This window comes from Dorea sp. YH-dor226 (assembly GCF_039832105.1).
Taxonomy (GTDB): Bacteria; Bacillota; Clostridia; order Lachnospirales; family Lachnospiraceae; genus Dorea_A.
In genome coordinates, this window is record NZ_JBDOHS010000007.1 from 28,617 (window position 1) to 54,334 (window position 25,718).

Sequence of the window (25,718 nt, forward strand, 5' to 3'; positions counted from 1 at the left end):
TCCTATACTCCATCTATAACTTCCTGCGGCATCCAACGTAAGCGGCCTTCTTCATACATGTAGTTACAAAAAGGAGCTGTTACCAGGTAACAACTCCTTTATAACACAGCCGGATTTATTTTGCAATTCCTTCGTTATATGCATCAAATACTGCTGCGAGAGTATCAAGTCCCGATCATTCGGGACTTTTCTTTTCCACAGAAACATTTTTATCCATGGGCATTCGTTTATATTTCAAATATTTCCAGATCATCCGGCACATACAGATTGCCATGATAGTATCGTTTTCCTTCCTCCGTGTATAACCGTTTACGTTCTGCCAGATGGGTTTCCTCTGTATGATACAGAAGGAGATTCGTAACTTTCAGTTCTTCCGCCAGCTGACATGCTTCCTTTACCGTACTGTGATGCTTCTCATAAGGCTTGAACTTATCTGCTTCATCAAACAGACAGAATGCCTCATGAAGCAGCCAGTCGCTGTCTTTTACATATTCGTAATTCACCTCATTATACGGCTCATCACCCACGCAGGTAAACTTTCTTCCATCCAAAAGCTGCATGGTAAATCCGAACTGCTTTGCCTTTGTAGATGCGATATCAAAAAATGTCACCGGACACCCTAGGACCATGCGGCAATCTCCGCTTTTCACCACATCAAATCGAATCCTCTCGCCCATATGCCTGCACACCTTCTGCTGAATCGTCATATTGGCAATCGCCTGAATCTTCTCCGCAAGCTGCTCGTGACAATAAATACGCAGCTCCCCTTCGTATTTTCCCTGGTTCATCCGCTGTCCGATCATTCGGATCAGCCAGATAACCCCCAGCACATGATCCACATGTTCATGGGTCACAAAAATATCATGAATATCCTTCAGATCAATACCTGTATCCTTTAAAACCTTCAGGATCCGGTTGCCGCCGCCTGCATCAACAAGGAAATGCTGATTTCCTTCCGAGATTGCAAAACATGTATTATAACACTCCGAAACCGCTGCGTTACCCGTACCCAATATTGTCAACTTCATAATCTTGCCTCCATACTCTATCGTAATTACTCACTTAATTATCTAAGCCTTTTTCCACCCTGCATGGTACTGACTTGCTCAGCACAAATCCGGAGATCGGATCGGCATATTTCAGACTGCAGAGATCATTTACATTTCCTTCCTTCCATGGCTCGGTCATATACGAACTTCCGCCGCCATGTGGGATGTGAATTGCATGTCGTGCCATCCCACAGATTCTTGCCTTGTATGTTCCACTTCCAAACGGGGTACTGACTCTTACCATCTCCCCTTCTGAGATTCCAAGCTCTTTTGCATCTTCTGGATTCAGATCTGCCAGTGGATAAGGCTCGATTGCTGCTATCTCAGGAATATTTGCTCCGAATACTCCCATCCGGTGATTGCTTCTTGCGCCGGAGGTCATGGTAAACGGATATTCCGGCTGATTCATTTCTTCGATTGAACGGATATCCCTGTATTCCGGATATGGTGTATATCCATTTTCTGCAAGATAGGTGGAACAGATCTCCAGTTTTCCGGATGGTGTCGGGAATCCCGGCTTTCCATCCGCTCTGAGTTCACCGGTTTTATACTTATAATAATGTTTTTCCACTTTTCCTGCATTCGTACGAAAATCACCTGCACACGGTGCCGTTCCCTGCACAAGCCAGGTGCGAAGCTCTTCTTCATTCTGGGGATATCCTTCTGCAATCCCCAGTTTTTTCGCTATCCCGGCAATGATCAAAACGTCATTTTTTGCCTCCCCTACCGGATGAATTACCGGTTCCTGTATCCGCACTCCTTCCGGTCCCGGCACTGCTTTCGGGCATTCGAAGAGGGTACATGCCGGAAAGACCACATCTGCATAACGGGCATCTTCTGTCAGATAACGGTCTATGACAATCATACATTTCATCTTCTGATAGGCCGCGCGCCATACTTTGCTGTCCGGAAATGATAAGGCCGGAGAACCGCCAATCACAAGCAGCCCGCGCACCGGATATGGACGGTCGTTCAGCACCGCTTCCGGAACACAGGAAAATTGTCCATTTCCGGCAAATTTATAAAAAATCGGATATTCCCTGGCACCAATCGGCATCTCTTCTTCCTCCGGCATATCCTTTAACGGAACCGTCGGCATATTCCTTGCATTCAGGTAGATGCTTCCCGGTGCATCCAGTTTACCGGTGATTGCCCATAACACATAGATTGCGCGGTTGTTCTGAATTGCGCTCAACTGATATTCAAGCCCGGTATAGGCCACCAAGGAAATCCGCGTTGTGGAACAGAATATGTCCGCTAATTTCCGAATGTCTTCTTCGGAAATACCGCACCATGCAGACAGCTGCTCCATTTCCAGCGTATCCAGATATGCACAGAATTCGTCAAATCCTTTCGTATATGTTTCAACAAACTCATGATCGTATTGATTACTTTTAATTATATGCTTTAACATTGCAAGCGCCAGTGCTCCGTCCGCTCCCGGCGTCACCGGAAGCCACCAGTCCGCGATCTCTCCAAGCCCGGTCTGTCTTGGGTCTATCACGATCAGCTTTGCACCACGCTTTTTTGCCTCTTTGATCCGTTTCAGCATCATCTGCGGCCCATCATCCGTCGTAGAGTTTTTTCCCCAGGAAATGATATAATCACTCTCCTCCACTTCCTGGATCATCTGCCTCGTTCCTATCCCAAGCGTCGTAATCGGAGTGATCGTGCTGGATGCCGTATTGCAGATGGATCCACAGTTCATGTCATTCGGAGATCCTAGCCTCTTCAGAAATGATTTCTGATTTTTTGTGCTGACACTCATACGCGTTACCGGTGTTCCCAGAACCCCTCTTCCATAATACGAAGCAAGCGATCTGCCACCATACTCATTTGCTGTCTCCCGCAGCAAATGTGCCGCATGCTCAAATGCTTCCTCCCAGGACACTTCACGGAACTTACCTTCCCCGCGCTCCCCGGTACGGATCATCGGTCTCGCAATTCTTTCTTTTCCATATAACAATTTCGGCGCCAGCGCTCCCCGAACGCATAACCTTCCCACCGGAGATTCACGATCCGGCTCAATCTTCACAAGCTTTCCATCCTCGATTGTCATGAGCACCTGACAGCCACCCTGACACATACCACAAGTTCCCTTAGTTATCACAAATATCCCTCCTTATCCATAAAAAAACTGTCTATAAAAGCTCCGATTCACCTGCATTGTCCAGTTCTCCAAATTCCTGTTTCTCAAATTCCTGAATAGATATATGCTTTTTATTCGGATTGGCATATACAAATGTCTTGTCTACATTTTCCAGATAGTTCTGTATCTTATCATTGGTCGCACTGATGATCGCCTGGAATCCAAGTCCCCGGATCAAAGAGATGCAGCTTGCCACCTTTTCCGCATCCATCTTGGAGAATGCCTCGTCCAGAACCACCAGCCTCAGTGTCGGCATCCGCCGCATCTTCGGAGACTGACTGATCCGGTAGATCTGTGCAAAGCTAGCCAGCAGTGCTACGTATAACGGATTCTGTCCCTCTCCTCCGGAATTCTTCTTGATCATCCGGCTTAAGCCTATGGTCATGTCTTTTTCCCCATGCACGATCTGCTGCATATCAAAGGACAGGTAAGTCCGGTAATCCGCATATTTGTCCATGTTCTTTTTCGCCTCGTCCAATTCTTCCTTGGTCGCATGCTCCGGTGGGATAAAGATGTTGATCAGTTCATTCATCATCTCACCGTACTGATTCTCATGCTCCATCGTAAAGAGATCCATCTGATTCTCCATCGTATCTTCCAGCATCGACGGCTGAATCTGCAGTGCATCATCCATGAACATTTTGTAATATTTTCCGTCTACACCTTTATTTTTTGTGATCACAAACTGATACTTGTCTTTTCCGAAGTCCAGCCGGCTGATGATGCGGTTCAGTTCATCCCGCCTCTGATATGCTTCCAGGATCGCACTGCGGATCTTAAAGATAAAGTCGTCCTTAAAATGTTCCACTGCCTGCCGCGCCTGCTCTTTTGCGGACTCCCGGTAAGCCTCAAGATTATCGCACTGCAGTTCGTCTAACAGCTGATCGTAGGCTGTATTCTCTCTGGAGGAAGCAGAGAAGATCCGGTTCGGATAACTGCGTATATATCCGCTGCGTTCTTCTACCAGCTTCTGATACGCGGTCTCCTCCTCCTCTCTCAGCCTATAACTTTCTGCTATTTTCTGTCGCTTCAGATAATCATAATTCACAGACTTTCTTCCGGAGAGATAATCCTGAAATTCCATCTCATAATCCGATGGGCGCTCTCCGTCTTCGCAGAACATCCGGCTATTGACCTTCTGTCTGCCCTCTTTCAGCGCTGTCTCTGCCACAAGAAGCTCTTCCTGAAGCTTTTCAATCTCTTTTTTATTCTCCCAGATTGTCTCCTGTATCCTGCCAAGCTGCTCTTTTCTGGAATCCTGTGCATGCTGCACCTCAAGCTTTCTGCCCTCCCATGCATCGACCGTCTCTTCTTTCAGCTTCTGCATCTGTTCGGCCATCTGTGCTTTTTTCCGCTCTTTTCCCGAGATAGCCTTCATGTCCGCCAGCCAGCGCATGTAGTCTTCCGTCGGCTGATTCAGCATCTCAAGCTGCATAGTCTTTCGGATCTCTTCCAGGGTCTCCTGGAGCGGAAGGCGTTCTTCCTGAAGCTTCTCACAACGTTCTTCCAGCTTGCGAATCCGCTGACGCATACTCGTCTCTCCGATATAGGCCCTTCTGGTATAATGCTCCGGATTGATATGCTGGAGGCGATAACTGTGATACAGCATGCAGTCTGGTGTGACACCGATTCTGCAGTCCCGAAGTTCCTCCACACTCTCGCATTTTTTTACATTTCCCAGGAAGAAATCAATATAAGCCCGCACATACGGCTCTTTTGCCGTTACTTCCTCCGCAAGCGACCCTGCCTGGGCGGTATGCGGCTCCTTCATAAGCTTTTCCGTGTCCAGCACCGCTGCACGCGAATACTTCTTTCTGTCCATACCGCGATAGATGTCCAGCGCTTCCTTTGCGTAAGCCGGATCCACGATCAAAAGCAGCTTGTTGCTTCCCATGTATCCCTCAACCGCATTGTGCCAGCGTTCATCCCGGATATCCAGAAGGTCTGCAAGGATCTGGACGTTCACAAACTTTCCGCATCTTTCATGCAGTCGGTTGCGAAGTTCATATCTTGCCTCTTCCAGTTCCCGCGGATATGCCTTCTTTCCCTGCCTTAACGCCTTCAATTCCTCTCTGGCTTCTTTTTCTTCTTTTTTAATCCGACGAAGATCTGCATCCGTCTCCTGTCTCTGTTCTTCCAGTTCTTCCTGTATATCCCCAAGACCTTCCGACAGACGCTGCAGTTCTTCTTCGGATATCTTCCCTTCTGCAAATTTCTCAATATCCCAGAGAACCTGATTCGGAGTAATGTCCTGAAGTGTCCATTCCTTCAGGCGCTTTGCCGTCTGCATCCAGCGTACTTTTCCTGCATTCAGGCGTTCCAGAACCTCATTTAATGCAGTAAGATCTGCCTCCATGCGGGAATAGCCGCTGTCTGCGATCCGAAGAATGATCTCTTCATATTCTTTCTGCAGTTCTTTCTGCTCCTGTTCCAGTACATTCTGCTGCCCCTCCAGTTCTTTGATGGCTTCCCGGCGGACCTGAATCTTATCACGACATTCCCGACTCTTTCCCTCCTGCTGCATCATCTCCAGACGGTCGATCTGGTATGTACACATCTGTGCTTCCTCATGCTTTTCCTCATAGGCCTGATACACTTCCTGAATCTGCCGGAGTCTTCGGATCTCCTCCAGTGTCTCCTCGATCTTGCCGCGCATCCGCCCATACTGCATCACACTTTCCTGCAGGTCTTCAATATGAATATCCTGTTCCATACAGATATATTCTTTTACAAATTCCTCCAGCTTGATATTCATTCGAAATGATATCGCACGTTTGAACAGCTTCGGAAATTTCTCCATATCCAGTCCGCCCAGGTAAATGTCGTATAATTGTCTGCGGAACCGTTCATTGCTTGGTCCGCAGTAGTACTGTTCCGGAGAAAATGTCCGCTGAAGATATTCCCGCAGTTCCATCGTCGTAAGACACCTTGACTGTGTCCGGTACTGATTCTCAAGAAGCCCTCCTGTATGCCAGAAGAACAGTCTGCTGATATCATTCGTTGCCGTTTCCACATCAAATACGACTCCGACACACTGCTTATCCTTCGTATTGGTCTGCTCCAGTTCCAGTACGATCGTACTGGAAAAGTTATGATTTCGCAGATACTGTGCTTCATTATTGTCACTGATATTGACCATACCGCGCAGGTACTCGATCAGTGTACGGTCTGAATCATCTGCCGCTGCCTTGTTGAAGAATCCTCTTCCGTCGGTATTGGCATACAGTACGATCTGGATCGCATCGATGACCGTCGACTTTCCGCTCCCGGAATGTCCGGTAAAAAAGTTGATTCCTTCATTCAGCGTCAGTATCTTCTTGTCTATATAATGCCAGTTATTCAGACATATCTTCGATAGCGCTTTGAACGGCTGTTTCGTCTCCATTTTGTTCCTCCTCACTGAATGTTGCCAGCAGCTCTCTGATGTCATCTGCCATCAGCACTGCATGGATACACGGATAGATTACAAGTCTTGTTTCCTCATTTAACTCTTCCAGTATATCCAGCGGCTCTATAATCTGGTATTTTTTCAGAAGCGCAATGGTCCGGCGCATCTCTGTCGGAGATGGAATCCCCCGCAGCACACGGAACTCTCCTGCTTTCTGATTGATCGCTCCCAGAGTAGTAACTACATGACTGCTGGAAGATACCGCCTGCATCTGCTCGTCATAGATCAACTTCAGCACCAGCAGATATATGGTTGCAAGACGCGGCAGCTTTTCTCCCCACAGCATCTCTCCCTGAATATAGATGACACCCATATGCACATTTTCCTTTAACTGAATCCCTGCAATCGTAAAATAGTATTTCAGGAACTCCAGATGCTTGCTGCAGATCCGGTATTCTTTTGTATACTGCATTCTTCCGGATCGTTTATCAAACTTTCGTTCCAGAAGAAATGTCTGTCGGTACAGGGTCTGTACAACCTCCGTAATCTCCTCTTTTTCTTCCTGTGAAAGCTGTTCGTAATACTCTATCATAGCTTTTCCTCCTTCTGCCGGTTTTCTACAGACTTCTTCTTACAAACTTTAAGGCCGGATACCGATAGCCACCGTTCTCCACCATCTCAGGTTCCTCTTCCAGCAGCATGTAACGACTGTTCTTACGGGTGCTGTAGTCATATGCCAGAATCAGTTTTTCAAAGTCCTCTTCCCCACTAATCTCAAGCTTTGCTGCGTCCATGACTTCGTCCTGCATATGAGCTTCGATAAACTCCTCAATCTGCTTTTTCGTATAACGAACCTGAATCCGATTCAGTTTCAGCACGTCTTCTCTGTCCAGATCCTCCGTCTTTTCATCCGGAAGCATCTGACTGATAAAATCTTTTCTTGGTTTTTTCCGTTTATATAGTGATTTATCCGATACAATCTCAAGCAATGACAGATTCATCCTCGTTCCGACTGTCCGGATCATGTCGTCTGCTTTTTCAGGAGATGCCGCCATCCGGTTCAGAAGCTGTACCACCAGTCCCTTTGTATCAGTCTCTCCGCTCAGAAGATAATTCATCCTCGTTACCGTCGCTCTTACATACTTCGTATGCTCACTGTCCATATTTGCGATCCGATGTTCAATGTCGTCAAATCCCCTCTCGATCAGATCCAGAAGATCCAGCACATCATCCCCTGTATCTCCCATCGTTCTTGATCTTGCACGCACCTTTTCAATCCACATCTCATCGTCGCGGATCTCTTTCAGACATTGCTTGATATCATTTTTGTATCTGTAAAAATTGTCCGATGTCTTCAGAATATGGTACTTTTTCCTGACTACCTCTTCGACGTAGCCATCCAGATGTTCCCTCAGAAGATCACCGTAAAACTTCTGTTCCAGCAGCTTCGAAAAAAAGCGGTCCATATTGTGAAGCATATCCTGAAGCGCCTTGTTCAGCTTTCTGGTATTAACAAGCGCCGTCCGAAGCATACTCAGATTTGCCCTTGGGTCATTTCGAAATGAAAACAGAGTTGCGTACACATTCTGAATATAGATATTCGTCTCCTCCATATCTTCCGAATTCAGACGTTCAAATGCGTCGATAAATATTGCCGCATAATCCGGAATCACGATATGGGTCACCAGCGTCCGGTAATCCTCTATCTTCTTCAGCCACCCTGTCTTTAAAAGCCAGTTTAGAATCCGGGATGCCGGTGTCTCCAGCATATCGTATTCTGTATCACTTTCTTCCCTCTGAAGCTCAAATCTTTTCCTCGCATTCATATCACTTAAGACCTGAATGCACACTTCTTTCGTCAGAAAATAGTTGCTGTATTGATATTCTTCGTTAATACTCAAAAGTGCTTCGATATATATATCCCGGTTTATGGACCGGAAAAGCCCCCAGAACCCCTCCGGGATTTCATGTTGCAGATGCATATATTTCTCCTGTAATCTATTGGTTATTTTATTGACCTGATGACTGACTTGTTTCTCCACTTGTTGTTACTGACGGCCTTCCAGCGGTCAGGCTGACGCCGCTATCATATTTTAGCATTTTTAAGCCTCATTTTCCAGATTTCTTGTATTTTCTCCTGAGAACTGTTATGATAATAAAAAATGTCCGGAGGGATTTCTATGTCTGAAAAAGCAAACAAAATAAACAGTACAACTGAACAAATAGAATCAGCGACAGCCGGATCCAACGTCTTACTGTATCCGGCGTCCGAAACCATAAACAATACCGACGAGACTGCATCCTCTGTCGAAACAGATCTCAGCGAGGCCCCTGCTCCGACAGAGAGCAGCGAATCTGAAGTTCACACCCCGTCAGAGACCTGCGAGGCAGCGCTTCCAGCCAAACCGCAGAATATGCCTGAAGAGGAACACGCAGGAAAGGATAACGCTTCTGCCGGTGAAAGTACACTTTCTCCGGACGAAGAAGATCTGTTTGAAGAGGAAGATTATAGCGAAGCCGGAGATGGAAAGAAACCACACCGCTTCTTCCATTTCCGTTCCCACCGAAAGGCTGAGATGTCACGTGACGAACTGATTCTCTCCCGAATCAGCGATGAAGATCTGATGGAATACCTGCGGCTGGAGCAGCAGAGACAGGAGCTTCTTCAAAAAGCCAAAGAAGTCCGTGAAAAGAGGATCTGGACTGCATTCCTGCTGACCGTTTCATTGCTTGCAGTCGTTCTTGTAATCTACTTTTTAAAGGACAACCCTACCATCCTGGTCAGCATTCTGTACACGATCGGAATTCTGGTTGCCCTGTATATCTGGAATCGCCCAAAAGACAAGGGTTCGGATAAGAAAACAAAATAACAATCAATTTTTCATTACTTTTTCTAAAAAGCCAATCATCAGAAGTGCCCAAGGGCACGTTCTGAGATTGTAAACGGTCGCCAAGGTCTCAAGCAAGCTTGGACTTTGGCTCGTCGCTGATACAAAAAGAGCGTATGGATCATCTGTCCATACGCTCAATCTTTGCGCTATTTAATAAAACTCTGACGGCTGAACATAGCCATGAGGACTTGTAGCAAAACCACCTTGATACTTAACAGTTATATACTGTGTTTTCCCATCAGCCTTTAGCTTCACATAACAGATATCATTTTCAAATTTATCTGTAATTTCCATTTTCTGGTCCAGATAGTAAACCCATACGGTTCCATCTTCTTTGTATTCAACATCCGGCATGCTTAGTTCTTCCAGTAACTCCTCATCCGTTAATGGTCTTTCTGTACCGTTCTCATATGCAACACCGCCACCGCTTTGATGAACGTCATTGCCATCCGCATCCTTATAATCAAGTGTATAGCTGCCATTTTCGACAGTAAATGTGGCATCTGTCTGATCCCCGTGGATCCATACCTGCACGATTCTCTGGATGCCACCAACGTCCATAGCATATGCTGCACTACCGGATCCAACCACAAGCACGAATGCTGCTATCGCTACCGCTACTTTAGGAATCAAGCGTTTCTTTCTAATCGGAACACTCTTCTCATTCGTTGTCATATTCAACACCTCCGTTAATACGTCCGGAGAAGCATGCAGTTTATCAAAAACTCTCTGGATTTTTTCTTTATCTGTCATTTTCTTACTCCTCCTTCAGATAATCTTTTAATTTCGCCTTTGCACGAAACAGTCTCGTACTGACCGTTTTTTCCGGTATTCTTAGTATCGATGCTATCTCTGCTGTGGAATATCCTTCATAATAGAATAACAGTATGGGTACTCTGTATTTTTTGTCCAGATTCATCACCGCCCGGAACAGGTCCAGATGACTTTCCTCTTCAAATCCAAGAGTATTTGCATATTCTTCAATATCCTCCATCTTATTCCATGGGGATCGGAATAGCATTTTGCATTGATTGACAGTGACTCTGATTAACCAATTTTTCAAATGGGAATCTGATTCAAATTCCTTGGTAGTTTTGTACAGTTGTATTAAAACGTCCTGCGTCACATCATTTGCGTCATCGGAATTCTTTGTCCAGCTATACGCTACTCGATATATGGTATCCGTGTACTTTTCTGCAAAGGTTACAAATTCTTCTTTCGACATATATGTTCACTCCTTAAGGCCTTACATTAATAATATGCGCAAGATCCCCGATTCCTTTCAAAAGATTTTAGAAGAATTTAGAAAAGGTGTCGCTTTCCAATCTAAATATCATCAAATCAGATCGGAAAGCGACACCTTTTTATGGATCATGAAACACAATACCCTTCATATCGTACAGTCAATATCCTGCAATTCCAGCCGAGTATTTTTACTATGGTTTTCATTAAGCAATTCTATTATAGATTCTCTTTACCGGCTGATAGAGTACTGCAATCGCAATGATCATAAATACTGCATTGATCACAGTTGCCGGAATGGAAGCCAGTGAACCGGCAAACGCTGCTGCAAGTCCGCTGCCAAGAAGCATCATCCGGATCGTTCCCATCGTCAGTTCAATCACAACGTTCATACATCCATATATTACTGCACAGATAACCGCATAGCCGTACTCCTTTTTCTGATCTTGCTGCGCCTTTCTCTTCAGGATCATGAAAACAGCTCCCACGATCAGACATTTTACAACCGTCTCAATAAATACCTGCGGAACGTCCTGCATATATCCATTCAGGATATCAAATATAATCAGTCCTAATGTTCCGGATACTGCACCGCGCTTTCCTCCCTGAAGCAGAACACCCATTACTACAAAAATATGACCAAAATGTACGAATGGTGTTCCGATTGCCGCCGGAAGCGGAATCCTAAAAGACTGAATTCCCAAAAATGTAATTGCCGCAAAAAAAGCTGTGATCACCATGGCCTTCACATGCCCATCCGTTGCAATATTACCTGATTTTACCGCATTTGTACTCATTCTCTCTTCCTCCTGTTCTTACATTAACCGTTCCTAATCTTACCATTCTTTTGGATTTACAAAAACAGCCAATTATTTATATTTTAACCAGTCCAGTTCTATTTCCAAAGAAAAAAACATAAAATTCAATTATCTGCTTGCTTTTTTCCTCTTCCGGGTATAATATACGTGTATAGATGATATGGTTTTGAAAACTACATGTTGTAATCATAGTATTTAGGAGGCGTATTATTATGGCAGAAAATTTATCAGAACACATCAAAGATCCAGGAAGCGCAATTACACATTTCATAGGAATGCTGATGGCTATATTTGCAGCAGTTCCACTTCTGATAAAAGCAGCACACGAACCCAGCAGGATATATATCATCTCGATAGCAATCTATGCAGCAAGCCTGATCCTGTTATATGCTGCCAGCACAACCTATCATACATTTGACAGATCAAAAAAAGTAAACACAATTCTCAAAAAGATAGATCATATGATGATCAGTGTCCTCATAGCAGGAAGTTACACTCCGATCTGCCTGCTGGTTTTAAAAGGCAGAACCGGAATCATACTTCTTACGATCGTGTGGACATTTGCCATAGCAGGCATTCTCATCAAGGCATTCTGGGTGTACTGTCCAAAGTGGATCTCATCGGTGCTCTACATCGGCATGGGATGGACCTGCGTACTGGCATTCACGCAGCTTTTGAATACTCTGTCACCGGCTGCTTTCGGTTGGCTCCTTGCCGGCGGGATCATCTATACAGTCGGCGGAGTCATCTACGCACTGAAGCTGCCTATCTTTAACAGCAGACACAAATACTTCGGAAGCCACGAGATCTTTCATCTCTTCGTAATGGCAGGAAGCGCTTGCCATTTCGTTGTAATGTACGCTTTCGTACTTTAAAGAGATAAAAAAGGGACGGGGAATTTTTAAAAATTCCCCGTCCCTTTTTTACTGCGCTAAAGTGCCGAGTTATCCACACGTTTTCACCAGTTTTTCCTTCTCTTGCCGGCTCATATGCTTAATTGCATATTCACGTTTCATTGCCTCGCTTTTTGTCTCATATTCTTCCCAGTATATCAGCTTCACCGGTCTCCGATTCTTCGTATATTTCGCACCTTTTCCCGCATTGTGCGCCTGTATCCTTTTCTCAAGATCATTCGTCCATCCAGTATAAAAACTCCCGTCCTGACATTTTAAAATGTATGTGTAATTCATGATCTAATCCTCTCCACATAAGTTATCCACTTAATCCCCATTATAAATTCATTCTCTCTTTTTTTAAAGAGGGACGGGGGATTTTATAAACGGGACGGAGGATTTTTAAAAATCCTCCGTCCCGTTTATCATTCCATATACTCCACCGGATTGACCGGCTGTCCATCTTTTCGCATTTCGAAATATACGTTACATCCTTCTACACTATAGTATTTGGTCGGCTGACTCACGTACCCCAGTATCGTCTTGGCTTCTACATAATCTCCCACTTTTACCGGCACTTCTTTCAGCTGCCCATAGAACAGTTCATATCCGTTTCCCAGATCAACATTTACTGTTGTGCCGGTCTGTGCGGTCACGTCTATGGATTTTACGATTCCCGGTGCAGCTGAGATTACCTGATCTCCTTCTGCTCCGGATATGATCATCGCCGGATTATACTTATACTGGTCCAGTGTTGAAAAGTACACCGTCTTGTCCATGCTATAGCTCATAATGACAGTTCCGTCTACCGGCCACAATAGCTGGCTGCTTTCATTAAAATTAATATTATGGCCGCTCCCTGCAGTTGTCTGAATCCCACTTCCGCCGACTCCGTCTGCTCCTTCGGCGCCATCGCTGTCATCTTTTTCTTCGGTATCTGTCTGTGTCGTTTTTTCTTCTTCTTTAACAGCCAGGTTATTGGCTTCCTGTGAAGGTTCCTCCTGTGCTTTATCTTCTGTATCATTCGTTTCTTCCGCCCTGGCAAGTTCATCCTGCTGTGTTTTTCTGTAATCATTGAATGTATATGTTCCAACTATTGCGATTGCTGCTACAAAACATAATACTGCCGCGACGGTAGCACCTCTTTTTTTCTGTGAGGGACTTTTCTTTTCTTTCATGTTATCACCACCTCTGACTCTATTTTTGCCAGATAGTGATGCACTTATTCTGCTTCCAGTAATATTTCCGCAACTTCTTTTATTTCCGTTCCTTCAAAAAAATAATTTAATATTTCCTGATATTTTTTCCCACTTTCCGCCATTTGATTGGCACTGTACTGACTCATTCCTATACCATGTCCGATTCCCCGGGTCGTAATCCTCATTTTTCCATTATAACGCTGCAGCGTAAAGCATCCGGATTGCAAATGATAGTTTTTTCGAAATTCTTCTCCGCTTATGTTCTCCTGCCCTACCCTTACATTGGTTACATATCCTGCGCTGTCCACCGCTGTCACTTCTGCATCCATATCATCTGTTACCAATGTCTGTATCTGTTCTTCAGATTCTATATCCGCCTGGCAATCCACGATTTTCAGATATGGATAAGCTTCGCTTCCCAGCGCTTCTGCACCATCTCTGGTACATCCGTTACTTAACCGGAAAAATGGTGTATAAGCCAGCTCTTCATTGTACATGAGAACCTGTCCTTCTGTTTCTTCCCATATCTGTTCTAGCTTATGATAATTTTTTGAATATTGAATTCCCCACGCCTGCTCCATCTTTTTCTGTGTCCAGAACGGTCCTTCCAGAATCGTATTGCTTCCGGATTCTTTAATCTTCTTATATACGTCGGTCCGGACCAGAATTGCCTGTGCTTTGAGTGCTTCTTTCTCATAATCGGCCGGAATCTCTCTGGCAAGCACGCCGATACAGTACTCTGCGATCGGCATTCTGACAATCCCTGTCTCTTCCTCATCCTCAGTCGAAATCCGCACCTTCACACAGGTCTGATCAACGTGCGATGATGCCTCTATCCCCGGTCCATTCAAAAACACCGTAACCACATACGGAAGGAGCACGATGATAATCGTATAACATCCCCATTTTTTTAATCTCTGCCGCATAAAAAAGCCCTCCCATACACTGTATGGAAAGGCTTTTCATTTTATACCATTTTGTTATCCATTCTAGTATTCCATCTCTTCCTCATCAATGGACACCGACTCCAGATGCCAGATGTCATCCACATATTCACGAATCGTTCTGTCAGAAGAGAATTTTCCGCAGCATGCAGTATTGAGAAGTGCCATTCTTGCCCATCTGTCTTTGTCTCTGTATGCTTCTTCCACTCTCTGCTGTGCTTCTGCATAAGAACGGAAATCTTTCAGAATAAAATACATATCTGCGCGGCTGCCGCCCTTGGTGTTCAGAAGTGAATTATACAGATCGCGATACATTTCTGAATCCCCGTTTGCATAGGTTCCGTCCACCAGCTGATTTACTACGCGGCGTACATCCGGATCATTGTTGTAGATATCGTATGGATTATATCCACCGTTCTGCTCGTAATTGATAACTTCGTCAGAGCTCAGTCCGAAGATAAATGCATTTTCCATTCCTACTTCTTCTACAATCTCAACGTTTGCTCCGTCCATGGTTCCCAGTGTCGGTGCACCATTCAGCATGAACTTCATATTACCGGTACCGGATGCTTCCTTAGACGCTGTAGAAATCTGTTCACTGACATCTGCTGCCGCAAAGATCCACTCTGCATTAGATACGCGGTAATCTTCGATGAATACAACTTTCAGTTTTCCGTTGATGCTGCGGTCATTATTTACCACCTCTGCAACAGAGTTGATCAGTTTGATGATCTGTTTTGCACGGATATAACCTGCAGATGCCTTTGCACCAAAGATGAAGGTTCTCGGGAAGAAATTCTTCTCCGGATGTTCTTTGATCTGATTGTACAGATACATTACGTGCAGGATATTCAGCAGCTGACGCTTGTACTCATGGAGACGTTTTACCTGGACATCGAATATAGATCTCGGATCTACTTCTACGCCATTGTGCTCCAGAATGTATTTTGCCAGGCGTTCTTTGTTCTTGAATTTGATGCTCATAAACTCTTTTCTGGCTTCTTCGTCATCCGCATATTTTTTCAGAGCGGACATCAGAGACAGATCTGTTGCCCATTCATCAGTTCCAAGCTTTTCTGTTACCCAGTCAGCGAGAAGTGGATTGCCGTGCATCAGGAAACGTCTCTGCGTAATACCATTCGTTTTATTGTTGAATTTCTCAGGCATCATCTGATAGAAATCTTTCAGTTCCTGATTTTTCAAAATCTCTGTATGAAGTCTTGCAACACCATTCACAGAATAGCCGGCTACAATCGCAAGGTGTGCCATCTTTACCTGTCCGTCTCTGAGTATTGCCATGCTTTTTACCTTTTCTTCATTTCCCGGATACATTGCACGTACCTGGTTCACAAAACGACGGTCAATCTCCTGGATGATCTGGTAAATACGAGGAAGCAGTCTGGAGAACAGGTCGATCGGCCATTTTTCCAATGCTTCTGCCATAATCGTGTGGTTCGTATATGCACAGGTCTTCGTTGTGATCTCCCATGCTTCATCCCAGCCAAGGTTCTCCTCATCCAGAAGGATACGCATCAACTCTGCTACTGCTACTGTTGGATGTGTGTCGTTCATCTGGAAGGTTACCTTCTCCGGAAGTTTATGAATATCGTCATGTTTTCTCTTATATCTTGCAATCGCTGCCTGAATACTTGCAGACACAAAGAAATACTGCTGTTTCAGTCTCAGTTCTTTTCCTGCATAATGATTATCATTCGGATACAGAACTTCTACGATATTCTTTGCAAGATTTTCCTGTTCCACTGCCTTGTGATAGTCTCCGCGGTCAAATGACTCCAGCTGGAAATTCACGATTGCTTCCGCATCCCAGATACGCAGGGTATTTACTACATGGTTATTGTAACCTACGATCGGATAATCATACGGAATTGCCATTACAGACTCATAATTTTCCTGAACAAAATGCGTCTTTCCTGTCTCATCATATTCCACACGGATATTACCGCCAAAACGGACTTCTTTTGCATATTCCGGTCTCTTAAGTTCAAACGGGTTGCCGTATTTCAGCCAGTTATCCGGTGTCTCAACCTGATATCCGTTTTTGATTTTCTGCTTGAACATACCATAACGATAGCGGATACCACATCCGTAAGCAGAATAACCGAGTGTTGCAAGAGAATCCAGGAAACATGCGGCCAGACGTCCCAGACCGCCGTTTCCGAGTGCCGGATCCGGTTCCTGATCCTCAATTGCATTCAGATCGATTCCCATCTCATCCAGCGCTTCTTTTACTTCTTTATAAGCAGTCATATTGATCAGGTTATTTCCAAGCGCTCTTCCCATCAGAAATTCCATGGACATATAATAGACTGTCTTTGGATCATCTTTCTCATACTGCTTCTGTGTTGCAAGCCAGTCATCAATAATTGCTTCTTTTACAGCATAAGAAACTGCCTGAAACAACTGCTGAGGTGTAGCCTCCTCTACTTCTTTACGGAACAAAGTTTTTACATTATTTCTTACTTCTTTTTTAAATGCGTCTTTTTCAAATCTTGGATTGTTCATGTCCTATCTCCCTCCATATGTGGGGTTCGGGCAGGAATCTCCCAGCTTCAGTCTGAACTGTAACTATTGTTTTTCCACCCCGAGGATTACTTTCTCCCCATTGATTTTCCATTCCTTCACATAACCGGTCGGTTCAGCTTTTGTTACGGCAAGTGCAAGAGTTTCCTCTGCTACCGTATCCGCATTATCAGCAAATACTTTCTCTGCCTTTTCCGTTCCGGCATAAGTAATTGCAATCTTATCCATCACTTCAAATCCGGCTTCTTTACGCATGGTCTGTACTTTACTGATGATCTCGCGTACAAATCCTTCCTCCAGAAGCTCTTCGGACAGATTGGTATCCAGAACAACCGTAATGCCGTTATCATTTTCAGATACAAAGCCCGGCATCTGCGCAGTTTCAATCAGCAGATCTTCACGTGATAATACGACCTCCTGACCACTTATCACAAACTTCAGTGCTTCCGTGGCATTCAATTCATCCATGGCTGCATTTCCGTCAATTTCTGCAAGCGCTGCCTTAATACCGCCTAACATTTTACCATATTTTGGTCCGACTGTCTTTAGCTGAGGTTTAAAAGAATAAGAGGTGAAATCACGAACTTCTTGTGTAAATGTTACAGTTTTTACGTTCAATTCGTCTCTTACAATGTCCTGATAGAACTCCGGAACCTCAAAATCAGCTTTCACATACATCTGTCCAATCGGCTGACGGTTCTTGATATTTGCAGTATTTCTGCAGGCACGACCCATAACAACCAGTTTCAGGACATTATCCATGTTCGCCTCAAGCTCTTTGTCGATGTATGCTTCATTTACCACCGGGAAGTCACACAGGTGGATACTCTCCGGAGCATCTTTGTCAATGCTTCTTACCAGGTTCTGGTAGATGTCTTCTGTCATAAATGGAATCATCGGAGCCGCTGCCTTACTGATCTCAACCAGTGCAGTATACAGCGTCATATAAGCATTGATCTTATCCTGCTCCATCCCTTTTGCCCAGAAACGTTCACGGCTTCTTCTTACATACCAGTTACTCATATCATCTACGAAGTCCTGAAGCGCTCTTGCTGCTTCCGGAATTCTGTAGTTTTCAAGGTTATTGTCCACTGCCTTGATCGCAGAGTTGAGCTTGGAAAGAAGCCATTTATCCATAACAGATAATTTGTCATATTCTAATGCATATTTTGTTGCATCAAATTCATCAATATTTGCATACAATACGAAGAATGCATAAGTATTCCACAGAGTTCCCATGAATTTTCTCTGTCCTTCAGTAACTGCTTTTCCGTGGAAACGATTCGGCAGCCACGGAGCACTGTTGACATAGAAATACCAACGGATCGCATCTGCACCGTATTTTTCCAGTGCATCAAAAGGATCTACTGCATTTCCCTTGGACTTACTCATCTTCTGTCCATTTTCATCCTGTACATGTCCAAGAACGATAACGTTCTTATATGGTGCTTTATTGAAGATCAGGGTAGAGATTGCAAGCAGGGAATAGAACCATCCACGTGTCTGGTCTACCGCCTCGGAGATAAAGTCTGCCGGGAACTGCTTCTCGAATAATTCCTGATTCTCAAATGGATAGTGGTGCTGTGCAAATGGCATGGAACCACTGTCAAACCAGCAGTCGATTACTTCCGGCACACGGTGCATCTCTTTGCCGCAGATCGGACATTTGATCGTAACTGCATCAATATATGGACGATGAAGTTCAATATCATCCGGACAATTATCGGACATGGACTTCAGCTCTTCAATACTTCCGATGGAATGCTGATGTCCACATTCACACTCCCAGATATTTAACGGAGTTCCCCAGTAACGGTTACGGCTGATGCCCCAGTCCTGAACATTTTCCAGCCAGTCGCCGAAACGTCCCTTACCGATGCTTTCCGGAATCCAGTTGATGGTATTGTTATTGGCGATCAGGTCATCTTTGACATCCGTCATCTTGATAAACCAGGACTCGCGTGCGTAATAAATCAGCGGAGTATCACATCTCCAGCAGTGCGGATAGCTGTGCTCGAAGTTCGGTGCTTCGAAGAGCAGCCCTCTTGCTTCCAGATCCTTCAGAACCTCCGGATCTGCTTTTTTTACAAATAATCCGGCAAATGGAGTGGTCTCTCCCATATTTCCTTTTTCATCAACCAGCTGTACGAACGGCATATCATACTTGCGTCCTACTTTTGCATCGTCCTCACCAAATGCAGGTGCGATGTGTACAACACCGGTACCATCGGTCAGTGTTACGTAAGAATCACAGGTAATAAAGAAAGCTTTCTTATGCTGTTTTTCTGCACAGTCATATGCACACTGGTACAGTGGCTCATATTCTTTGTACTCGAGGTCTTTTCCAAGGTAAGTCTCAAGAATCTCATAAGCCGGTGCCTCTGCTGCCCCATCTTCTGCTTTTCCCGCAAGTTTTCCAAGTACAGTATCCAGAAGAGCGGTTGCCATATAATATGTGTAGCCATCTGCAGCTTTTACTTTTGCATATTCCTCATCCGGGTTTACACAAAGACCGATATTGGACGGCAGTGTCCATGGCGTGGTGGTCCATGCAAGGAAATATGCATCTTCGCCGATTACTTTAAAACGAACGATCGCAGAACGTTCTTTTACATCTTTATATCCCTGCGCAACTTCCTGTGCTGACAATGGTGTACCACAGCGCGGGCAATATGGAACGATCTTGAAGCCTTTGTAAAGAAGACCTTTGTCCCAGATCTGTTTCAGCGCCCACCATTCAGACTCGATAAAGTTGTTGTCATAAGTAACGTATGGGTTCTCCATGTCAGCCCAGAATCCGACTGTACCGGAGAAGTCCTCCCACATTCCTTTGTATTTCCATACACTTTCTTTACATTTCTTGATGAATGGCTCAAGACCATACTCTTCAATCTGATCCTTGCCGTCAAGGCCAAGTGCCTTCTCGACCTCAAGCTCAACCGGAAGACCGTGTGTATCCCATCCGGCTTTACGAGGAACCTCGTATCCTTTCATGGTACGATATCTTGGAATCATATCCTTAATAACACGTGTCAGAACATGGCCGATGTGCGGCTTGCCGTTGGCAGTCGGCGGGCCGTCATAGAACATATACATCTCGTTGCCTTCACGATCACGCATACTCTTTTCAAAGATCTGGTTTTCTTCCCAGAACTTCTCAGTTGCTTTCTCTCTGTCCACAAAATTCAAGTCTGTAGAAACCTTCTTATACATAGCTACCTCCTCCGGGGACGGAGGATTTTTAAAAATCCTCCGTCCCAAATTAAAAATCCCCTGTCCCTTTTTTAAAATCGCCTGTCCCCAATGCCCTTATCCACATTTTCCACAGAAAGTAAGGAACAAAAAAAGCTTCCGTCCTGCATAGGACGAAAGCTAACGCTTACGTTTATAAACCACCTAACATACTATCATATGCGTTCCTGTAACGGAGGAATCCCGTCAGCATTTACTAAATTTCTCCCGAAATCTTTCAACAACTGCAACTCGGAAGTGATATTCAGATGTATCTTACTTGCATCAGGCTTCCACCATCCCCGATTCGCTGTATCTTTCAGATATACCCTACTGTCTTCGTCAGCGTTTTTTACCGTACTATTATAATCAGGAAATGTGGAAAACGTCAAGAGGTTTTCCACATTTCTTTTTTGTTATTTGTATAGGTGTCAATGATTGGTAACACTTCACCCCTAAGATAATGTCAAGGGAAAGGTGGAGATTCTCGAAGAGAATACTACCTGACCTTGACATTATCCTTTATGATATACTGGTTCACGGCGGCAGCACTCTTTGCTGTCGCCCTTGGCTATTCTAAAACATAACATTTTGATATATTCTTACAACGGTATTCGGACTTCTCATTCCTAAACACGTTTTTATATAGTTGTTTGATTTCTTCTGATATACTGCAAGCTGTTTTCGTCCATCTTCTAGATTATACATCCGCATTTGCTTATAAAACCGTGCTTCATCCTGACGATGCTGTCTCTCCACTTTCCCATTATGTCTTGGGGTTGCTATCTGGATCCGATGATATAAGATTCCCAGTTCCTCCAACGCTTTCTCAAACATGGTGAGATGTTTGCTCTTAATCACCAACAGCCGATTTGTGAATTCACATCCATTATCCGTCTGAACTTCTCGAATCGGAAACGGTGCATGCTGTATTAGTTTGATCAAAAAATCTTTGGAACTATAGGTACTATGCTCGTCATACATCTCTCGGTATGTCCATCTGCTACACTCATCTACCGCCGTATACTGGTAATACTTTCTTCCATCTGTCACACAGTAAGATGGCACATATTTTACATCTATCTGTATTTTTTGTCCTGGATAATCGGCTCGTTGATACGGTTTCAGTTTGCGTTTCTTTTTCTTCCTTTTGTCTGGTTTTAAAGCCTTTAAACGCCTTACAACTCGTTTGAAACCTCCATAGCTTCTGGTATATCCATCTTTCTCTATTAAATCCTGATATGCCAGAAGCAGATCTGTCCATTTGTATTTTTTCAGTCGACGCCGGATTTGGCGAAGCTCCTGTTCCGTATGACTTCTTGGAGAAGTCTTGGGTCTGTGACTTCGATCCTCCAGGCTTGCTATGGTTCCGTCGTACCGTGAAATCCATTTATAAACCGTTTTACGGCTCACACGGTAACGGATTGCCGTTTCTGTTATAGAATGTTTCTGTGCATATTTAACAATACGTTGACGATGATATTTTGGGTGTGATAAACTTGGCATACAAGGATTCTCCCTTCGTTTAGATTATTGGTTTCTAGTCAATTCCAATATATCATATCGAAGTGAATCCTTGTTTTTTATTTGTTACCTATCTATTGTATCCCAACATTTTCCACATTTCTTTTTTGTTATTTTCTTTTCACCAGCATGACAATAAGGCTTATAACCAGAACAGCAAGAAGTCCCGCTGCTCCTATAATTATTCCTTTTTCTACCATTGTCTTTTGTTGAAACTTATCCTTTATTTTCTCTAATATCTCTATTATATATGTTTTCCAGTTCTTTGCTTTTTCCGTTTTCTGATCATCCGGCTCATTACTTTCTGTTTCGGTCTTGCCGATATCTGCTTTTACACGCTCCAGATATGATTCACTCAATTTTGCTCTTGCAGTCCCTACCACGTTTCCTTCATACGTATATTCTAAAGTCGTTTCGTCTTCTGCCGATATGGTATCATCGGCAATCATCTGCATTTCCAGATCTTCAAATTCTACACCATCGGGCAGGACTACATATCCGTCGTTTCTATCTGTAAGGATTTCCTGTATATCTTCTGATTTTTCATTTTCTGCTATACTGACTTTGTGGAAATTCTGAAATGCATATTCAAAAAGGTTACGGGTATCCGGATAGATATTGGCGCCATGCGTCCGGAGCACCACACATACCAGCTGCATACTTCCATTATCCGCCATCGTAATCAGCGTAGCCAGAGCATCGGATGTGTAACCGGTTTTTCCTCCAATCGCACATTCATAATAATTGGTATTTCCGGGAATCAACATCTTATGCTTTTGCTGAAACACATGCTCTTCTGTTGTCTCGGATTCCGGAATCACATAATTTAATGTCTGCACAATTGTAAAAAATTCCGGATGATTAAATAATTCTCTGCCAATTAACGCCATGTCCCGTGCACAGGTATAATGCTCCGGGTCGTGTAATCCATTCGTATTTGCAAAATGAGAGTTCATGCCTCCCAATTCCTGACACCTTTGATTCATCTGTTCTATAAACCAGTTATAATCCTGTCCTGCATTTTTCCCGACATTTTCTCCTACCGCATAAGCCGCTTCATTAGCCGATGCAAGCAGGGTCGCATACAATGCCTGTTCCAGCGATATTACATTTCCTTCTTTCAAACCTACCGAAGAATCTCCCGGTTTCATAAAAGCCACACAATCATGGGAGAATGTAACATTATCAGAAAATTGTCCGTTTTCCAGGGCAATCAATGCCGTCAATACTTTGGTTATACTTGCCGGGTATTCATGCTCATCGACATTTTTTGCATACAGAATTGCACCCGTTCCGACTTCCATTACAATCGCAGCCTCACCATAGGTTCCCGGACCTTTTGGCCAGTTCGTCCATTCATTAGACTGAACCGGCATATTGTATACCTGTTCCTGCAGTTGCCTTTCCTGCTCCTCTGCTGCTTCTTCTTCCGTCTGCTCCGGCTCGGCATATGCAGTTATCCCCACACTTATACACAATACCGTTACTAAAAACGCCGCAGCCAAACGCCTGCATACTCTCATCCTTTATCCTCCGTTCCAGTCTGACATTAAAACAATGGTGTAGAAAAATACCGCTCTGCTGTATCCGGAAGTATCGTTACCACGCGCTTTCCTCTTCCCAGCTTCTTCGCCAGCCTGATTGCCGCAGCTACATTGGTTCCACTGGAGATTCCACACATCAGTCCCTCACATTTTGCCAGTTTTCTGGACACTTCTAATGCCTCTTCATCCGTAACGATACAGATATCATCATAAATGTTCTGATTCAGTATCTTTGGAATAACGCCGTCTCCAATCCCCATCTGCAAATGACTTCCCACCGGATGCCCGGACAGAATTGCTGCACGTTCCGGCTCCGCCGCCCAGATCTCAATATCCGGATTTTTCTCCCTCAGCGCCTCACCGATTCCGGTAATGGTTCCTCCGGTTCCGATTCCGGAACAAAAACCATCGATCGGTCCATTCACCTGTTCCAGAATCTCTCTGCCGGTCTGCAGCCTGTGAGCCTCTACATTTGCAACATTTTCAAATTGCTGCGGCACAAACACATGCGGATCTTCTTTCTGCATTCGAAGAGCAGTCTGCATACATTCCTCAATACAGTCTCCGATATTTCCCCTGTCATGGATGACGATCACTTCTGCCCCATAATTCTGTACCAACTTCCGGCGCTCTTCACTGACAGAATCCGGCATGATAATCACCGTTTTATATCCTTTTACTGCGCCGATCAGTGCAAGACCGATGCCCTGGTTTCCGCTGGTCGGTTCTACTATGATCGTATCCCTGTTGATCTTTCCTTCCTTTTCTGCCGCTTCTATCATCTGAAGTGCAGTTCTTGTCTTGATTGATCCTCCGACGTTGACTGCCTCGAATTTTACCAGAATCTCTGCACATTCTTCTCCTGTCATATGATTCAGACGAACCATCGGTGTATTGCCCACTGCTTCCAGTATATTATTGTAAATCATTTTCTTTCTCCTTTTTCTTTTGTTTTTTTGCTTCTCTGAGCTCTTTGAAAAATGACTTCATCATCTGACTGCACTCTTCTTCCAAAACTCCGGTCGTCAGCTCTACCTGATGGTTAAATTCCGGCATATCGAGAAGATTTAAAATAGACCCGGCACATCCCGCTTTAGGATTCATACACCCCACTACGACTCTGGTCATCCGTGATTGCACGATCGCACCGGAACACATCTGACATGGTTCCAGTGTAACATACATCGTACACTCTTCCAGCCTCCAGTCATCCATCTTTTTACTCGCCTTTTTAATTGCAATCAGCTCCGCATGCGCCAGCGTATTTTTATCAATCGTTCTGCGATTATATCCACGTCCGATAATCTTTCCCTGATAGACAATCACACATCCGATCGGAACCTCTCCGATCGCATATGCTTTTTTCGCCTGTCTGATCGCTTCTTTCATATATTTTTCATCAATATTATGCATCTACATTTCCTCATTCCGAATCCACCTTTGTGGTTCGACGACACGCACCCCGTACTTTTCTGCACCAGTATCCGAACCTTTCGTCCGCATGTTCTTCCTCTTTGCTTCGATCTATCTCGATATTCTCTACTTCAATAAACTCTGGAAATCCAAATGCTTCTGCGGCTCTGGCTTCCTGTGGATGATAGATCCCCGGAACTCCCAGTCTGAGCTCATTTCCATCATCTATCAATACTACATGGTGATAATTATAGTATCCATGAAGCAAAAATCGATTATTCGCCAGCTTCCATTCACATCGCGGAAGCTTCGCCAGATCCTGCCTCTGCATTTTTGTACACCTATACGGACAATCCATCCCCCAAAGATCTGTATCTTCCGACACGGCATCGTGTAAAGGCTGTTGAGATGGTTCCGCCTTTTCCATGTCATCCAGATCCGTGATCTCCTCCGGCGTGTTCTCGGGGAACGGCGGAACCGGCTCTTCCGGCTGTGGTAAAACCGGCTTAAAAAAACGCATGCGCCCGGGATTCACCGGCCGGTCATCCCAGACCGCTGCATACCTCCGTCCATCCACATCTTCCAGAAGAATTCCGTCAATCCGCTCAAAATTCTCCGGCACACCCGTATCTTCCCGGGTGTATCGAAGCTGATAATTAATGGCAGGATTCATATTTTCTACGGTCCCCTGCCATATTCCCACGCACTCTTCACCATCCAGGTAAAACAATGATACTTCCAGCCTTTGTTCTCCCTTCATGCGGAATCCCTTCCCGTGAATGTGAACGGTGCACACCTCATCTTCCTGTTCTACTTTAACAAATCCTACATTGCGAAGCCTTCTCGCCTGCTCATATTCATACAGATAGCGAATAAATCTCTGCAATCCTTC

The 25,718-nt window shown here is 44.5% G+C and carries 20 protein-coding genes; 2 read left to right on the forward strand and 18 right to left on the reverse strand.

Features of this window, described 5'->3' with window-relative positions; all coding sequences use genetic code 11:
- Positions 1-227: 227 nt before the first annotated feature.
- From ABE547_RS07555 to ABE547_RS07575, 5 genes are read right to left on the reverse strand one after another with little or no spacing between them, the layout of a single operon-like run.
- Positions 228-1,028 (reverse strand): MBL fold metallo-hydrolase, encoded by an 801-nt coding sequence (locus ABE547_RS07555; RefSeq protein WP_347378202.1) that lies wholly within the window; start codon positions 1,026-1,028, stop codon positions 228-230.
- Positions 1,029-1,062: 34 nt separating this feature from the next.
- On the reverse strand, positions 1,063-3,159 hold the full coding sequence (locus ABE547_RS07560; RefSeq protein WP_347378203.1) for a molybdopterin-dependent oxidoreductase: 2,097 nt from the start codon (positions 3,157-3,159) through the stop codon (positions 1,063-1,065).
- Between the two features lie 31 nt (positions 3,160-3,190).
- Entirely contained in the window at positions 3,191-6,583 is a 3,393-nt protein-coding gene (locus ABE547_RS07565) for an SbcC/MukB-like Walker B domain-containing protein (protein WP_347378204.1), read from the reverse strand.
- Positions 6,534-7,178 carry a DUF4194 domain-containing protein gene (locus ABE547_RS07570; RefSeq protein ID WP_347378205.1) on the reverse strand — a complete coding sequence of 215 codons (645 nt, stop codon included), beginning with the start codon at positions 7,176-7,178 and terminating at the stop codon, positions 6,534-6,536. The genes ABE547_RS07565 and ABE547_RS07570 overlap by 50 nt, the downstream gene beginning before the upstream one ends.
- Before the next feature lie 25 nt (positions 7,179-7,203).
- The gene (locus ABE547_RS07575; RefSeq protein WP_347378206.1) at positions 7,204-8,568 is read right to left on the reverse strand and encodes a Wadjet anti-phage system protein JetA family protein; all 1,365 of its coding nucleotides are present in this window, start codon (positions 8,566-8,568) and stop codon (positions 7,204-7,206) included.
- A gap of 198 nt (positions 8,569-8,766) precedes the next feature.
- Between ABE547_RS07575 and ABE547_RS07580 the strand changes: the two genes are divergently transcribed.
- Positions 8,767-9,456: a hypothetical protein gene (locus tag ABE547_RS07580; protein WP_347378207.1), complete on the forward strand. Its 690-nt coding sequence runs from the start codon at positions 8,767-8,769 to the stop codon at positions 9,454-9,456.
- A 171-nt stretch (positions 9,457-9,627) separates the two neighbouring features.
- Here ABE547_RS07580 and ABE547_RS07585 read toward each other — a convergent pair whose 3' ends face one another.
- The 3 genes from ABE547_RS07585 to ABE547_RS07595 form a co-directional block, all read right to left on the reverse strand.
- Complete coding sequence (locus tag ABE547_RS07585) at positions 9,628-10,230, reverse strand: hypothetical protein (protein ID WP_347378208.1); 603 nt, start codon at positions 10,228-10,230, stop codon at positions 9,628-9,630.
- Positions 10,231-10,234: 4 nt separating this feature from the next.
- A complete protein-coding gene (locus ABE547_RS07590) occupies positions 10,235-10,702 on the reverse strand; it encodes an RNA polymerase sigma factor (RefSeq protein ID WP_347378209.1) in 468 nt (155 codons plus the stop codon).
- A 223-nt stretch (positions 10,703-10,925) separates the two neighbouring features.
- Positions 10,926-11,516 carry an ECF transporter S component gene (locus tag ABE547_RS07595; protein ID WP_347378210.1) on the reverse strand — a complete coding sequence of 197 codons (591 nt, stop codon included), beginning with the start codon at positions 11,514-11,516 and terminating at the stop codon, positions 10,926-10,928.
- 233 nt (positions 11,517-11,749) lie between these two features.
- Here ABE547_RS07595 and ABE547_RS07600 point away from each other — a divergent pair, with 233 nt between their 5' ends.
- A complete protein-coding gene (locus ABE547_RS07600; RefSeq protein WP_347378211.1) occupies positions 11,750-12,412 on the forward strand; it encodes a hemolysin III family protein in 663 nt (220 codons plus the stop codon).
- A 69-nt stretch (positions 12,413-12,481) separates the two neighbouring features.
- Here ABE547_RS07600 and ABE547_RS07605 read toward each other — a convergent pair whose 3' ends face one another.
- The 10 genes from ABE547_RS07605 to ABE547_RS07650 form a co-directional block, all read right to left on the reverse strand.
- Positions 12,482-12,727 (reverse strand): GIY-YIG nuclease family protein, encoded by a 246-nt coding sequence (locus ABE547_RS07605; RefSeq protein WP_347378212.1) that lies wholly within the window; start codon positions 12,725-12,727, stop codon positions 12,482-12,484.
- Positions 12,728-12,855: 128 nt separating this feature from the next.
- A complete protein-coding gene (locus ABE547_RS07610) occupies positions 12,856-13,608 on the reverse strand; it encodes a peptidoglycan DD-metalloendopeptidase family protein (protein WP_347378213.1) in 753 nt (250 codons plus the stop codon).
- Between the two features lie 44 nt (positions 13,609-13,652).
- Positions 13,653-14,555 (reverse strand): SpoIID/LytB domain-containing protein, encoded by a 903-nt coding sequence (locus ABE547_RS07615; protein WP_347378214.1) that lies wholly within the window; start codon positions 14,553-14,555, stop codon positions 13,653-13,655.
- A gap of 63 nt (positions 14,556-14,618) precedes the next feature.
- Entirely contained in the window at positions 14,619-17,096 is a 2,478-nt protein-coding gene (locus tag ABE547_RS07620; protein WP_347378215.1) for a glycogen/starch/alpha-glucan phosphorylase, read from the reverse strand.
- A 63-nt stretch (positions 17,097-17,159) separates the two neighbouring features.
- A complete protein-coding gene (gene ileS / locus ABE547_RS07625) occupies positions 17,160-20,327 on the reverse strand; it encodes an isoleucine--tRNA ligase (RefSeq protein ID WP_347378216.1) in 3,168 nt (1,055 codons plus the stop codon).
- Between the two features lie 594 nt (positions 20,328-20,921).
- Positions 20,922-21,851, reverse strand: coding sequence for a DDE-type integrase/transposase/recombinase (locus ABE547_RS07630; protein WP_347378217.1), 930 nt, complete (start codon positions 21,849-21,851; stop codon positions 20,922-20,924).
- A 128-nt stretch (positions 21,852-21,979) separates the two neighbouring features.
- A complete protein-coding gene (locus ABE547_RS07635; RefSeq protein ID WP_347378218.1) occupies positions 21,980-23,392 on the reverse strand; it encodes a D-alanyl-D-alanine carboxypeptidase family protein in 1,413 nt (470 codons plus the stop codon).
- 26 nt (positions 23,393-23,418) lie between these two features.
- Positions 23,419-24,342: a cysteine synthase A gene (cysK, locus tag ABE547_RS07640; protein WP_347378219.1), complete on the reverse strand. Its 924-nt coding sequence runs from the start codon at positions 24,340-24,342 to the stop codon at positions 23,419-23,421.
- Positions 24,329-24,826, reverse strand: coding sequence for a tRNA adenosine(34) deaminase TadA (tadA, locus tag ABE547_RS07645; protein ID WP_347378220.1), 498 nt, complete (start codon positions 24,824-24,826; stop codon positions 24,329-24,331). Before tadA ends, cysK begins: the two co-directional genes overlap by 14 nt.
- Before the next feature lie 10 nt (positions 24,827-24,836).
- Positions 24,837-25,712 (reverse strand): DUF6128 domain-containing protein, encoded by an 876-nt coding sequence (locus tag ABE547_RS07650; RefSeq protein ID WP_347378221.1) that lies wholly within the window; start codon positions 25,710-25,712, stop codon positions 24,837-24,839.
- Positions 25,713-25,718 lie beyond the last annotated feature (6 nt).

What these genes read in the sequence shown, in the direction of transcription:
- ABE547_RS07555 (WP_347378202.1), bottom strand. Translation starts at nt 1,028, where the DNA reads ATGAAGTTGACAATATTGGGTACGGGTAACGCAGCGGTTTCGGAGTGT.
- ABE547_RS07565 (WP_347378204.1), bottom strand. Translation starts at nt 6,583, where the DNA reads ATGGAGACGAAACAGCCGTTCAAAGCGCTATCGAAGATATGTCTGAAT.
- ABE547_RS07570 (WP_347378205.1), bottom strand. Translation starts at nt 7,178, where the DNA reads ATGATAGAGTATTACGAACAGCTTTCACAGGAAGAAAAAGAGGAGATT.
- ABE547_RS07575 (WP_347378206.1), bottom strand. Translation starts at nt 8,568, where the DNA reads ATGCATCTGCAACATGAAATCCCGGAGGGGTTCTGGGGGCTTTTCCGG.
- ABE547_RS07580 (WP_347378207.1), top strand. Translation starts at nt 8,767, where the DNA reads ATGTCTGAAAAAGCAAACAAAATAAACAGTACAACTGAACAAATAGAA.
- ABE547_RS07585 (WP_347378208.1), bottom strand. Translation starts at nt 10,230, where the DNA reads ATGACAGATAAAGAAAAAATCCAGAGAGTTTTTGATAAACTGCATGCT.
- ABE547_RS07590 (WP_347378209.1), bottom strand. Translation starts at nt 10,702, where the DNA reads ATGTCGAAAGAAGAATTTGTAACCTTTGCAGAAAAGTACACGGATACC.
- ABE547_RS07595 (WP_347378210.1), bottom strand. Translation starts at nt 11,516, where the DNA reads ATGAGTACAAATGCGGTAAAATCAGGTAATATTGCAACGGATGGGCAT.
- ABE547_RS07600 (WP_347378211.1), top strand. Translation starts at nt 11,750, where the DNA reads ATGGCAGAAAATTTATCAGAACACATCAAAGATCCAGGAAGCGCAATT.
- ABE547_RS07605 (WP_347378212.1), bottom strand. Translation starts at nt 12,727, where the DNA reads ATGAATTACACATACATTTTAAAATGTCAGGACGGGAGTTTTTATACT.
- ABE547_RS07610 (WP_347378213.1), bottom strand. Translation starts at nt 13,608, where the DNA reads ATGAAAGAAAAGAAAAGTCCCTCACAGAAAAAAAGAGGTGCTACCGTC.
- ABE547_RS07615 (WP_347378214.1), bottom strand. Translation starts at nt 14,555, where the DNA reads ATGCGGCAGAGATTAAAAAAATGGGGATGTTATACGATTATCATCGTG.
- ABE547_RS07620 (WP_347378215.1), bottom strand. Translation starts at nt 17,096, where the DNA reads ATGAACAATCCAAGATTTGAAAAAGACGCATTTAAAAAAGAAGTAAGA.
- ileS (WP_347378216.1), bottom strand. Translation starts at nt 20,327, where the DNA reads ATGTATAAGAAGGTTTCTACAGACTTGAATTTTGTGGACAGAGAGAAA.
- ABE547_RS07630 (WP_347378217.1), bottom strand. Translation starts at nt 21,851, where the DNA reads ATGCCAAGTTTATCACACCCAAAATATCATCGTCAACGTATTGTTAAA.
- ABE547_RS07635 (WP_347378218.1), bottom strand. Translation starts at nt 23,392, where the DNA reads ATGAGAGTATGCAGGCGTTTGGCTGCGGCGTTTTTAGTAACGGTATTG.
- cysK (WP_347378219.1), bottom strand. Translation starts at nt 24,342, where the DNA reads ATGATTTACAATAATATACTGGAAGCAGTGGGCAATACACCGATGGTT.
- tadA (WP_347378220.1), bottom strand. Translation starts at nt 24,826, where the DNA reads ATGCATAATATTGATGAAAAATATATGAAAGAAGCGATCAGACAGGCG.